Here is a 12,914-nt window from a genome sequence, read left to right as displayed (position 1 = left end):
GGCCTACCTCCCTTTTAGTCTACAGGTTATCCCAATTATTCCTTAGTTGTCTCAACTTCGACATTCAATTTATCTGCTGATTGATGATCATCGTCATCTTCTGTATCACGCATTTCAATTTCTGTATCGTCGCTAGACATCATTTTAACGTCCATACCTAAACTTTGCAGCTCTTTAATCAATACTTTGAATGATTCAGGAACGCCTGGTTCTGGAACATTTTCGCCTTTAACAATTGCTTCATAAGTCTTAACACGTCCAACAACATCATCAGACTTCACTGTTAAGATTTCTTGAAGAGTATAAGCAGCACCGTAAGCTTCAAGTGCCCAAACCTCCATCTCACCGAAACGCTGTCCACCGAACTGAGCTTTACCTCCAAGAGGTTGCTGCGTTACAAGTGAGTATGGTCCAGTAGAACGAGCATGAAGTTTATCGTCAACCATGTGCGCAAGTTTAATCATATACATGACACCAACAGATACGCGGTTATCGAATGGTTCACCAGTACGTCCGTCATACAGGATTGTTTTCGCGTCATTTGCCATACCAGCTTCTTCAATTGTGCCCCAAACATCTTCCTCACGAGCACCATCGAATACTGGTGTTGCAATGTGAATGCCAAGGTATCTTGCTGCCATACCAAGATGAAGCTCTAATACCTGACCGATATTCATACGAGATGGTACCCCTAATGGGTTTAACATGATATCGATTGGCGTACCGTCTGGTAAGTAAGGCATATCTTCTTCTGGTAAAATACGAGAAATAACACCTTTGTTACCGTGACGTCCGGCCATCTTGTCACCTTCAGAAATTTTACGTTTTTGAACGATATATGCACGTACAAGTTGATTCACGCCTGGTGGCAATTCATCGCCATCTTCACGGTTGAATACTTTTACGTCTAAGATAATACCGCCACCACCGTGTGGTACACGTAGTGATGTATCACGTACTTCACGCGCTTTTTCTCCAAAGATAGCATGTAATAGACGTTCTTCAGCTGTTAATTCTGTTACACCTTTAGGTGTTACTTTACCAACAAGTAAATCTCCATCTTTTACTTCAGCACCAACGCGAATGATACCGCGCTCGTCAAGGTTACGTAATGCGTCTTCCCCAACGTTTGGAATGTCACGTGTAATTTCTTCTGGTCCAAGTTTCGTATCACGAGCTTCTGATTCATATTCTTCAATATGAATAGAAGTGTACACATCATCTTTTACAAGGCGCTCACTCATGATGATCGCATCCTCGTAGTTATAACCGTCCCAAGTCATGAAGCCAACAAGCACGTTACGTCCAAGTGCTAGTTCACCTAATTCCATAGAAGGACCATCCGCAAGGATTTCACCTTTTACAACTTCATTTCCAACACTTACGATTGGACGTTGGTTGTAACAAGTTCCTTGGTTAGAACGAATGAATTTTTGCATTTTGTAGCGATCTAAGTCGCCTTTTACTGTTTGACCGTCAACTTCTACATAGCGACGTACCCAAACTTCACGTGCTTCTACGCGCTCAACAACACCAGGATGTTTACAGATTACTGCAGCACCTGAGTCTTTTGCTGATACGTACTCCATACCTGTACCTACAATCGGAGATTCCGGATTCATTAACGGAACCGCCTGACGTTGCATGTTCGCTCCCATAAGTGCGCGGTTAGAGTCATCGTTTTCTAAGAACGGAATACAAGCTGTCGCTGCCGACACTACTTGTTTTGGAGATACATCCATGTAGTCGATGCGTTCTCTATTTGTGACAATGTTTTCACCACGGAAACGAGCTACGATATCTTCACTTAGGAATTCACCTTCGTCAGATAATTTCATATTCGCTTGGGCTACAACATAATTATCTTCTTCATCTGCTGTTAAGTAATCAACATGCCCTGTTACAAGACCAGTTTCTGGGTCAACACGACGGTATGGTGTTTCAATGAAACCAAACTCATTTACTTTCGCGAACGAAGATAATGAGTTAATCAAACCGATGTTTGGTCCCTCTGGTGTTTCAATCGGACACATACGACCGTAGTGAGAGTAATGAACGTCACGCACTTCAAAGCCTGCGCGCTCACGCGTTAAACCACCAGGTCCTAATGCAGATAGTCTTCGTTTGTGAGTTAACTCTGCTAATGGATTTGTTTGGTCCATAAACTGAGATAACTGAGAACTTCCGAAGAACTCTTTAATAGATGCAATAACAGGACGAATATTAATTAGTGCCTGTGGTGTAATCGCATTTGTATCTTGGATCGACATTCTCTCACGAACAACACGTTCCATACGAGAAAGACCGATACGGAATTGATTTTGTAATAGTTCTCCAACAGAACGCAGACGACGGTTTCCTAAATGGTCAATATCATCTGTATCCCCTACTTTGTATAGTAGGTTGAAGAAGTAACTGATAGAAGCAAGGATATCACCTGGTGTGATGTGTTTCACATCACGAGTAATGTTTGCATTACCAATTACATTAATTACGCGTTCGCCTTCCGACTCAGGAGCATAAATCTTAATAGATTGCAGCTCAACATCGCCTTCTACCACTCCACCCATTGGTTTCGCTGTTTTGAATCCAATGTTTTTCTCTAAGTAAGGTAAAATGCGATCAAGTGTACGACGATCTAAGATTGTTCCTTCTGCCGCTAAAATTTCACCAGTTTCTGGATCCACTAATGTTTCAGCTAAACGTTGATTAAACAATCTGTTTTTAATGTGTAACTTCTTGTTGATCTTATAGCGACCTACATTTGCTAAATCGTAGCGCTTTGGATCGAAGAAACGAGACACAAGTAAGCTCTTAGCATTTTCTACTGTTGGTGGTTCACCAGGACGTAGACGCTCATAAATTTCAAGCAATGCTTTTTCTGTGCTATCTGTGTTGTCTTTTTCTAATGTGTTGCTTAAGTATTCGTTATCACCTAAAAGCTCGGTGATTTCTTGATCAGAGCCAAACCCTAATGCGCGTAACAAAACAGTTACAGGAAGTTTACGCGTACGGTCAATACGCACATATACAACATCCTTAGCATCTGTCTCATACTCTAACCAAGCTCCGCGGTTTGGAATTACAGTAGCAGTAAAACCACGTTTTCCGTTTTTATCCACTTTGCCACTATAGTATACGCTTGGAGAGCGAACTAACTGGGAAACGATAACACGTTCTGCACCGTTAATTACGAATGTTCCAGTCTCTGTCATGAGTGGGAAATCTCCCATGAACACATCTTGTTCTTTTACTTCACCAGTTTCCTTGTTGATTAGACGCACTTTTACACGAAGTGGTGCTGCATACGTCACATCACGCTCTTTGCATTCGTCTACAGAGTATTTAGGTTCACCTAAGCTGTAGTCGATAAATTCAAGCGATAGATTTCCCGTAAAGTCTTCAATCGGAGAAATGTCTTGGAACATTTCTCGCAAACCCTCATCAAGAAACCACTGATAAGAAGAGGTTTGAATTTCGATAAGATTTGGTAACTCTAATACTTCACTAATACGGGCATAACTTCTTCGTTGGCGGTGGCGTCCGTATTGAACTAGTTGACCTGTCAACTGCTTCACCCCTCAAATCATGAGTATTATAAATGCACAAAAAAATTTGTGCAAAATCACAAATAAATACAACTACTGCTATTAGCGTAGTCTCTTTCTCTTAAAGATAAATACGTTGAGTCTTTCTACCTGCTCAAAAAAGAAAAATGGCTTCTATAAGAAAACCATCATTCTGTTTCATAATCTGCTGATTTTACTATCTTTTCCAAGAGAAACAAAAATATACATCTTTCTCAACGCAGAAAATCATATATTGGCATTGTATAATGTTAACATAGCCAAAAATAACCGTCAACGTTTTTTTGATTTTATGATATAATATCCTTTTTTCTTTTCTACAACCTCAACTTCAGAAAATACTTCTTCTAGTTTTTTTAGCGCAGACGGTGCACCTTGTTTCTTTTGAATAACAATCCAAAGCTCTCCATCTGGAACTAAATACTCCACAGCTTTTTCTAAAATCTCATGTACGATATCTTTACCCGCACGAATTGGAGGGTTAGATAGAATAGCAGCATACTTACCATCTACATTTTCATAGACGCTACTTTGAAAAATACGTATATTCTCGATTTTGTTATTAGCGGCGTTTTCTTTCGCAAGCCCAAGTGCCCTCTCGTTCACATCCACCATGTGAACTTCACGACCTTGAAACTCTTTCGCTAACGACAAACCAATAGGACCGTATCCGCAACCTACGTCTAATATATCACCTTTAATATCTGGCATTTGAAACGCTTCAATTAAAAGACGGGAACCAAAGTCCACTTCGTTTTTCGAGAACACCCCATGGTCAGATAAGAAAGTGAATCGAGATCCACGAAGGGCAAACTCCCATCGCTTACGATCACTTTTACTAGAAGGGTCGTTAGAAAAATAATGGTCTGCCATATGGCCACCTCTTTTCTTTACAGTTAAAAAAAAAGCTCGCATGAGAGCGAGCTTTTTTTAAAGCATCAAAAGTTAATTACTTAACTTCTACAGCAGCGCCAACTTCTTCAAGTTTAGCTTTGATTTCTTCAGCTTCTTCTTTAGCAGCAGCTTCTTTGATTACTTTTGGAGTGTTGTCAACTAATTCTTTAGCTTCTTTTAAGCCAAGACCAGTGATTTCACGAACAACTTTGATAACTTTGATTTTTTGTGCACCAGCGCTAGTTAGTTCCACATCAAATTCAGTTTTCTCAGCAGCAGCTTCTCCAGCGCCACCAGCAACAGCTACAGGAGCAGCAGCAGTTACGCCGAATTCTTCCTCGATAGCTTTTACTAAGTCGTTAAGTTCTAATACAGTCATAGATTTAACTGCTTCAATGATTTGTTCTTTAGTCATTGTAAATATCCTCCCTTAAATAGGTTTGTATTGTTTTATCGATAATACGTAATTATCTTTTAAAAAATTAAGCGCCTTGCTCTTCCTTTTGGTCTGCAACTGCTTTAGTAGCAAGTGCAAGGTTACGGATTGGAGCTTGAAGAACGCTAAGAAGCATAGAAAGTAAGCCTTCACGTGATGGAAGAGTAGCGATTGCTTTAACCTCATCAAGTGTTACAAGTTTACCTTCGATTACGCCCGCTTTAATTTCTAAAGCTTCATGATCTTTAGCGAAGTCGTTTAATACTTTCGCAGGAGCAACTACATCCTCGTTACTGAACGCGATTGCGTTTGGTCCTGTTAAGAATTCATTTAACTCAGCCATTTCAGCAGATTCTGCAGCACGACGAGTTAGAGAGTTTTTGTAAACTTTGAACTCAACGCCAGCTTCACGTAATTGCTTACGTAATTCTGTTGCTTCAGAAACTGTTAAACCACGGTAGTCAACAACGATTGTAGATTTACTAGCGCGAAGTTTGTCCGCGATTTCAGTTACAACTTGTTGTTTAGTTTCGATTACTTTGCTCATGTTATTACACCTCCTGTAGATTATATAGAAGATGTACCGAAAGTGCACTAAAAACCTCCATGCCCAACTTGTAGACATGGAGGCATATAGTCACAGAAAAAAGATTCCGCTTCGTATATTAACACCTAGGTAGGAAATTAAGTCTATTGACACCTACTGTCTACGGTACACTAATTAAATTCACAACATAAATGATTATATTAAAACTTCTTTATGAAGTCAACTTCCAAAATTTACGCTAATGTAGAAACGTCTACACGTACGCCAGGTCCCATTGTAGAAGCAACTGTTACGTTCTTCATGTAAGTACCTTTTGCAGCAGCTGGCTTAACTTTTTGTAAAGTGTCAGCAATTGTTTTGAAGTTTTCTACTAATTTAGCATCTTCGAAAGATACTTTACCGATTGGAACGTGGATGTTACCAGCTTTATCAACGCGGTATTCAACTTTACCAGCTTTGATTTCGTTAACAGCTTTAGTTACATCGAAAGTAACTGTTCCAGTTTTAGGGTTTGGCATTAAACCTTTAGGTCCTAATACGCGACCAAGTTTACCAACTTCACCCATCATGTCAGGAGTTGCTACTACTACATCGAAATCGAACCAACCTTGTTGGATTTTACCGATGTAATCAGTATCGCCTACGAAGTCAGCTCCAGCAGCTTCAGCTTCTTTAGCTTTTTCACCTTTAGCAAATACTAATACACGTTGTACTTTACCAGTACCGTGTGGAAGAACAACTGCACCACGGATTTGTTGGTCAGCTTTCTTAGGGTCAACACCTAAACGGAATGCAGCTTCTACAGTTGCATCAAATTTAGCTGTGTTTGTTTTCTTTACTAATTCTACTGCTTCTGTTGCAGAGTAAGCAGCTGCACGATCAACAAGCTTTGCAGCTTCTACGTACTTTTTACCTCTTTTAGCCATTTTTATTTCCTCCTCGAATGTGGTTTTAGCGGAATAACCTCCCACGTTTACGCCTGTTTTCAGGTATAACCTGAGGATGAGCGCCATCCATTTATTTAAAAACGATAATCATTTACGATAATAAAGGTTGCGAATTGGAATTCCAGACCCGCAACCTTTTTTAAAAACAAATCGAATTAGTCTTCGATAACGATGCCCATACTGCGTGCAGTACCTTCAACCATACGCATTGCAGCTTCTACGCTAGCAGCGTTTAGGTCAGGCATTTTAGTTTCAGCGATTTCGCGTACTTTATCACGCTTAACAGTTGCCACTTTATTACGGTTTGGTTCACCAGAACCAGACTCAATACCAGCTACTTTCTTAAGAAGAACAGCAGCAGGAGGAGTTTTAGTAATGAAAGTGAATGAACGGTCCTCAAATACCGTAATTTCAACAGGGATGATAAGACCAGCTTGATCTGCTGTACGAGCGTTAAACTCTTTACAGAAGCCCATGATGTTAACACCTGCTTGTCCTAATGCTGGACCAACTGGTGGAGCTGGGTTAGCTTTACCTGCAGGAATTTGAAGCTTTACCATTTTAATTACCTTTTTAGCCACGAGACACACCTCCTTAAGTCCGTGATGTGGTCAATTGGACAGTGATTTGCCCTCCCACGTCATATTTTATCTGTAAGGATAAAATCTTTCAAAAAACGTCTCCGATAACGAAGACGTACTGACTTAAAAGATATTATCACTTTTTACAATTCATTTCAAGTTTCATTTTATAATTTTTCAATTTGATGGAAGTCAAGTTCAACTGGAGTCTCGCGACCAAACATATCCACAAGCACGCTAACCTTTTTCTTCTCCACATCAATTTCTTCAATAGCACCTGTATAATCTGCGAATGGCCCCTCATTTACACGTACTGTCTCATGAAGTTCAAAGTCGAAATCAACCACTTCGTTGTCCATTCCCATATGTTTCATAATGGTAACAACTTCCTCTTCTAATAGAGGTGATGGTTTAGATCCAGAACCAGAAGAACCAACGAACCCAGTTACACCCGGCGTGTTACGTACAACATACCAAGAGTCATCAGTCATGATTAATTCTACTAATACATAACCTGGGAACACTTTTCTTTTCATTAATTTTTCTTTTCCGTTTTTCATTTCTACTTCTACTTCTTCCGGGACAACAACACGGAAAATTTTATCTTGCATACCCATTGATTCTACACGTTTCTCTAGGTTTGCTTTTACTTTATTTTCATATCCAGAATAAGTATGGACAACATACCAACTTTTTTCCATTCATTTAGGACGAGCGTCCTTCCCTCCCTGACGTACATTTTTTTGCGCAAATGAAAAAACCCGTTCACCGGGCTTTTACACAGTTCTTATAAATAACATTATATCATGGATAAGTGCTTCTTATTCAAGAATTAACCAAGAATTAACCGAATTAAAGAAGAAATGCCCATATCAACTACTGCGAAGAAAATCGCAAAGAACACAACTGTAGCAACAACAGTCGCTGTTGAGCGGAGTAATTCATCTTTTTTAGGCCAACTTACTTTTTTCATTTCGCGACCTACATCGCCGAAAAAGTTCGTTAAACGCATCTGCGGGACCTCCAGTGTATTATTTCAATTATTTATTTTGTTTCCTTGTGAACTGTATGCTGATTGCATGTTTTACAAAACTTTTTTATTTCAAGTCGCTCTATTGAGCTCGTATCTTTCATAGTAGAGTAGTTTCGATTTTTACACTCTTCACATGAGAGTACAACTTTTTTCCTCATTAGTTACACCAACCTTGTAACATTATGTCCCTAAAAATGTATCATACAATAAAAGACAATGTCAATGACATGCATTTTGTACTCTCTACAAAAGAAAACAGGTGATTTATTTTACACCTGCAGCACTTGTTACTTCTTATGAATTTAAAGTTGTACTTTCTCTCATTTCCATATATCGTTCCAATTTCCTCTTTACTCTTTGTAAAGCGTTATCAATAGATTTCACATGCCTGTTTAACTGTTCTGAAATCTCTTGATAAGAACGACCATCTAAATATAAAGAAAGCACTTTCCTTTCTAAATCGCTTAATAATTCAGATATTTTTGATTCTATGTCTGTATATTCTTCCTGGCTAATGATCATCTCTTCAGGATCAGTCACCTTCGCTTCAGAAATAACATCCAATAACGTTCGATCAGATTCCTCATCGTAAATCGGCTTATCTAAAGACACATACGAATTTAAAGGAATATGTTTTTGTCTTGTTGCCGTTTTAATAGCGGTAATAATTTGTCGAGTGATACATAGTTCAGCAAATGCTTTGAATGAAGACAGCTTGTCCTCTTTATAATCACGAATTGCTTTAAACAACCCTATCATACCTTCTTGAACAATGTCTTCTCGATCGGCACCCACTAAAAAGTAAGATCTTGATTTCGCACGAACAAAGTTCTTATACTTGTGAATTAAATATTCTAGAGCGTCAGTATTACCTTTTCGAACTAACTCAACGATTGCCTCATCCTCTAAATCACGAAATGTAACGTCGCCTATACTTACGAAGCCTGCTTCCACCTTGATCCCTCCGACCGCTATTTATTTAGCAATATTATACAGTAAAAAGATAAAGAGCGTCAATGCTTCAACGCTCTCCTCTTCTTAATTTTTCTAATTTTTCTGTAATATCCTTACTAAATATCTTTCGCATGGCGGGCTGCTGTTCTTTCGTGTCTTTTGTACGCCTTCTTACTTGTTGTTCCATCGCTTGTACTTCCAACTCTAATTCACGCGCAGATTTTCGAAGGGCACCTTGCCCAAATATAACCCATTGTTCTGTATAATCAGAAGTCGCAACATATATTTGTGTATTTATATTTCTAAGCTCTATCGCAAGTTGCTCTATCTTTTCGTCTGCAGTTTGATTCTTTCGTGTGAATATTACTTCTACACGAGATTGTTTCATCTTTTTTTCAATACCATGGACTGTATAGGCATCAAAGACTATCATCACTTTTGTGCCTGTATAACCTTGATAATCCGCCATCTTATCAATAAGCGCATCTCTTGATGATTGTAAATCTACATCCCGCAGTTTCTTCAAATCTCCCCAAGCTCCGATAATGTTGTAGCCGTCAACGATTAAAATATCGTTCATTTTTTATTTACCAATTTCGTGACGTTTACGATATACCTCATACATTAACAAACTTGCGGCTACTGAAGCATTTAAGGATGTAACTTTACCAACCATCGGTAGAGTGATTAAGAAATCACACTTTTCACCAATAATACGACTCATACCTTTTCCTTCACTACCAATTACTAATCCAATCGGCATTGTACCATCTAAATTACGGTAATCCGTTTTCCCTTTGGCATCTGTACCAGCAATCCAAAGTCCACGCTCTTTTAATTCATCAATTGTACGAGATAAGTTTGTTACGCGCGCAACAGGAATGTATTCAATCGCTCCTGTTGATGCTTTCGCAACTGATGCGGTAAGTCCCACAGCTCTTCTCTTCGGAATAATAATTCCATGAGCTCCTGTTGCATCAGCAGTACGCATAATAGAACCTAGATTATGCGGATCTTCAATCTCATCTAAAATCAAGAAGAACGGATCTTCATTACGTTTTTCTGCCACTTTGAATAAATCTTCTAACTCTGCATACTGATATGCAGCTACTTGAGCAATTACACCTTGATGATTACCCTCAACTAATTGATCTAACTTTTTCTTTGGTGCATGTTGTAAAATAATCTTATTTTCTTTCGCTAACGCTAGTACAATTTGTACTTGTCCTTTGGCAGCACCTTCTGCGATCCAAATTTTATTAATATCTCTCCCTGATCTTAACGCTTCAATTACAGGGTTACGTCCGATAATATATTCACTAGTCATGATGATGTGCCCCCTTCCTTTTCTTCTAAAACTGCAATTGCCTTATATACAATTTCGTCTAATCTTTCACGATTATTTAATAAATGATGATAACCAATTAGTGCTTCAAAGGCTGTACTATGTCGATATGTTTGTACATCCGTATTTTTCGGAACTGTACCTGAATTTGCATTACGCCCTCTTCTTAATACCGCCTCTTCTTCCTCTGTCAAAAATGCCGTCTCTAATAAATGATAAACAACTTTCGCCTGTGCTTTTGCTGAAACAAAGCTCGTCCCTAAGCGATGTAATTGATTAGGGCGAACTTTTCCTTTTTGAAGGAGGTGATAGCGGATATATTGTTCATATACCGCATCACCCATATACGCTAACGCCAAGCTGTTTAATTGCTTTGCATCAATCATCCTTATCCTCTTTTCCATCTTGTACCTTGAGCGGTATCTTCTAAAATAATATTACGTTCTTTTAAATCGTCACGAATTTGATCAGACAATGCGAAATCGCGATTTTTACGAGCTTCAATGCGCTTTTGGATAAGCTCTTCAATTTCTTTATCCAGTAATTCTTCTTTTGATAATTCTAATCCTAAAATATCAAATAACGTTTCCAGTTGTTTTACGTATGCTTCAATCACAACTTTAGATGTATGCTCTTCAAGTAAATATTGATTTGCATGATTTGCTACGTTGTATAATTCGGTAATTGCATTTGCAGTGTTAAAGTCATCATTCATTGCCTCTTCAAATGCAGTCTGGAATTTCTCTATTTCAGCTAACCATTTCTCATTATGGTCCGTTAAATCCGTACTACTCTCCATACGATGCTTTAAGTTTCCATAAGCTGTTTTAATTCTTTCCAGTCCATTATTCGTACTTTGTAATAACTCTTCACTAAAGTTAATCGGGTGACGATAGTGTACTGATAACATAAAGAATCTAATTAACTGCGGGTCGTATTGCTTAATAATATCGTGAACTAAAATAAAGTTACCCAGCGATTTAGACATCTTCTCATTGTTAATATTAATATATCCATTATGCATCCAGTAACGTGCAAACGTTTTTCCAGTCAATGCCTCTGACTGCGCAATTTCATTTTCATGATGCGGGAACGCCAAGTCTTGCCCACCAGCATGAATGTCAATTGTATCCCCTAAATACTTACGCGCCATTGCTGAGCATTCAATATGCCATCCTGGACGTCCTTGCCCCCAAGGGCTTTCCCAGAAGATTTCTCCTTCTTTCGCAGCTTTCCATAAAGCAAAATCAAGAGGGTCTTGTTTCTTTTCCCCTACCTCAATACGAGCACCGTGACGTAAATCTGCGATTGGTTGATGTGATAATTTACCGTAACCTTCGAATTCCTTCGTCTTAAAGTACACATCACCCTCTGATTCATATGCATACCCTTTATTCACAAGTTCTTGAATAAATTCAATAATGATATCCATATTTTCTGTTACACGAGGATGAACTGTTGCGTGTTTGCAACCTAGTGCTGTTACATCTTCAAAGTACGCTTCAACAAAACGATCAGCAATCGTTGGTACATCTTCACCTAATTCATTTGCCGCTTTAATTAATTTATCATCTACGTCCGTAAAGTTAGATACATATTGCACATCGTATCCTTTGTATTCTAAATAACGACGCACTGTATCGAATACCATAGGAGGTCTTGCATTCCCAATATGAATGTAGTTATAAACTGTAGGTCCGCATACATACATCTTTACCTTATTTTCTTCTAATGGAACAAACTCTTCTTTTTGACGTGTTAACGTATTATAAATGTGAATAGTCATTTTTATCCTTCCTTTCTACCTTTAATTCCAATTGTTTCTTCAATTTATCAAGTTCTACTTCCATAGCCTTTAATTTATCAAAAATCGGATCTGGAAGGTCAGAGTGATTTAATTCTTGACCAATCTTTACTCCATTTTGAATAACGACACGGCCAGGTATACCTACAACTGTAGAATGTGCAGGAACTTCTTTTAATACGACAGACCCTGCTCCGATTTTAGAATTCTCTCCCACAGTAATAGACCCAAGAACTTTAGCACCCGTCGCAATTAATACATTATCCTGAATTGTTGGGTGCCTCTTCCCTTTTTCTTTTCCTGTACCACCTAATGTAACCCCTTGATAAATCGTTACATTATCACCAATTTCACAAGTTTCTCCAATTACAACTCCCATTCCATGATCTATAAAAAAGCGTCGACCAATAGTTGCTCCTGGATGGATCTCAATGCCAGTAAAAAAGCGGCTCACTTGTGAAACAAAACGTGCAAGAAAGAAAAAATTTCTTTTATAAAAAGCATGTGCAATTCGATGGGCCCAAACTGCATGTAATCCAGAGTAAGTTAAAATGACTTCGAAATAACCTCTTGCCGCTGGATCCTGTTCAAAAACGACTTCAATATCTTCCCGAAGCCTCTTAAACATCGGTGTTCCCTCCCCTTTATGGGCTGCTTTTTTGTCGAACGAACTAACTCCCCTAACTCATCACTTCTCCCCTAATTCTTTATATAAGGAGATAAATTCTATATTCATACCTATTTACACGGTATAAAAAAAAGGCGTCTCTGTCATATTGACAGAGA

15 protein-coding genes and 2 other annotated features (1 of these 17 cut by a window edge) are annotated in these 12,914 nt (G+C 38.6%); all 15 genes read right to left on the bottom strand.

The genetic code is table 11. From position 1 onward, the window contains the following. Positions 1-35: 35 nt before the first annotated feature. Positions 36-3,569: a DNA-directed RNA polymerase subunit beta gene (rpoB, locus tag ACXKY9_RS00630; protein ID WP_000147553.1), complete on the bottom strand. Its 3,534-nt coding sequence runs from the start codon at positions 3,567-3,569 to the stop codon at positions 36-38. A 291-nt stretch (positions 3,570-3,860) separates the two neighbouring features. After that, complete coding sequence (locus tag ACXKY9_RS00625; RefSeq protein ID WP_000763262.1) at positions 3,861-4,460, bottom strand: class I SAM-dependent methyltransferase; 600 nt, start codon at positions 4,458-4,460, stop codon at positions 3,861-3,863. 76 nt (positions 4,461-4,536) lie between these two features. After that, positions 4,537-4,896, bottom strand: a complete 360-nt coding sequence (rplL, locus tag ACXKY9_RS00620; protein WP_000159736.1) for a 50S ribosomal protein L7/L12 — start codon at positions 4,894-4,896, stop codon at positions 4,537-4,539. A gap of 67 nt (positions 4,897-4,963) precedes the next feature. After that, entirely contained in the window at positions 4,964-5,464 is a 501-nt protein-coding gene (rplJ, locus tag ACXKY9_RS00615; RefSeq protein WP_000048716.1) for a 50S ribosomal protein L10, read from the bottom strand. A gap of 39 nt (positions 5,465-5,503) precedes the next feature. Beyond that, positions 5,504-5,648 (bottom strand) — a sequence feature (ribosomal protein L10 leader region). Positions 5,649-5,697: 49 nt separating this feature from the next. Next, on the bottom strand, positions 5,698-6,390 hold the full coding sequence (gene rplA / locus ACXKY9_RS00610; protein WP_001987630.1) for a 50S ribosomal protein L1: 693 nt from the start codon (positions 6,388-6,390) through the stop codon (positions 5,698-5,700). A gap of 176 nt (positions 6,391-6,566) precedes the next feature. Continuing rightward, the gene (gene rplK / locus ACXKY9_RS00605) at positions 6,567-6,992 is read right to left on the bottom strand and encodes a 50S ribosomal protein L11 (protein WP_001085872.1); all 426 of its coding nucleotides are present in this window, start codon (positions 6,990-6,992) and stop codon (positions 6,567-6,569) included. Between the two features lie 167 nt (positions 6,993-7,159). Next, positions 7,160-7,693, bottom strand: coding sequence for a transcription termination/antitermination protein NusG (nusG, locus tag ACXKY9_RS00600; protein ID WP_000415794.1), 534 nt, complete (start codon positions 7,691-7,693; stop codon positions 7,160-7,162). A 131-nt stretch (positions 7,694-7,824) separates the two neighbouring features. Next, entirely contained in the window at positions 7,825-8,004 is a 180-nt protein-coding gene (secE, locus tag ACXKY9_RS00595; protein WP_001241323.1) for a preprotein translocase subunit SecE, read from the bottom strand. A 32-nt stretch (positions 8,005-8,036) separates the two neighbouring features. Continuing rightward, on the bottom strand, positions 8,037-8,183 hold the full coding sequence (gene rpmG / locus ACXKY9_RS00590; protein ID WP_014481927.1) for a 50S ribosomal protein L33: 147 nt from the start codon (positions 8,181-8,183) through the stop codon (positions 8,037-8,039). Between the two features lie 136 nt (positions 8,184-8,319). Beyond that, entirely contained in the window at positions 8,320-8,979 is a 660-nt protein-coding gene (locus ACXKY9_RS00585) for an RNA polymerase factor sigma-70 (protein WP_000387193.1), read from the bottom strand. Positions 8,980-9,046: 67 nt separating this feature from the next. Next, on the bottom strand, positions 9,047-9,559 hold the full coding sequence (locus ACXKY9_RS00580) for an NYN domain-containing protein (RefSeq protein ID WP_000997886.1): 513 nt from the start codon (positions 9,557-9,559) through the stop codon (positions 9,047-9,049). A 3-nt stretch (positions 9,560-9,562) separates the two neighbouring features. After that, positions 9,563-10,306, bottom strand: coding sequence for a 23S rRNA (guanosine(2251)-2'-O)-methyltransferase RlmB (gene rlmB / locus ACXKY9_RS00575; RefSeq protein WP_000200237.1), 744 nt, complete (start codon positions 10,304-10,306; stop codon positions 9,563-9,565). Beyond that, positions 10,303-10,710, bottom strand: a complete 408-nt coding sequence (locus ACXKY9_RS00570; protein WP_000564261.1) for a Mini-ribonuclease 3 — start codon at positions 10,708-10,710, stop codon at positions 10,303-10,305. Before ACXKY9_RS00570 ends, rlmB begins: the two co-directional genes overlap by 4 nt. Positions 10,711-10,712: 2 nt before the next feature. Then, positions 10,713-12,110 carry a cysteine--tRNA ligase gene (gene cysS / locus ACXKY9_RS00565; protein WP_000152277.1) on the bottom strand — a complete coding sequence of 466 codons (1,398 nt, stop codon included), beginning with the start codon at positions 12,108-12,110 and terminating at the stop codon, positions 10,713-10,715. Then, positions 12,091-12,756, bottom strand: a complete 666-nt coding sequence (gene cysE / locus ACXKY9_RS00560; RefSeq protein ID WP_000476497.1) for a serine O-acetyltransferase — start codon at positions 12,754-12,756, stop codon at positions 12,091-12,093. The genes cysS and cysE overlap by 20 nt, the downstream gene beginning before the upstream one ends. Before the next feature lie 150 nt (positions 12,757-12,906). Continuing rightward, positions 12,907-12,914, bottom strand: a binding site (T-box leader) (it continues 239 nt past the right edge of the window).

The sequence above is a fragment of the Bacillus sp. 2175 genome, from assembly GCF_057812155.1.
This window is presented reverse-complemented; position numbering and strand designations above follow the sequence as displayed.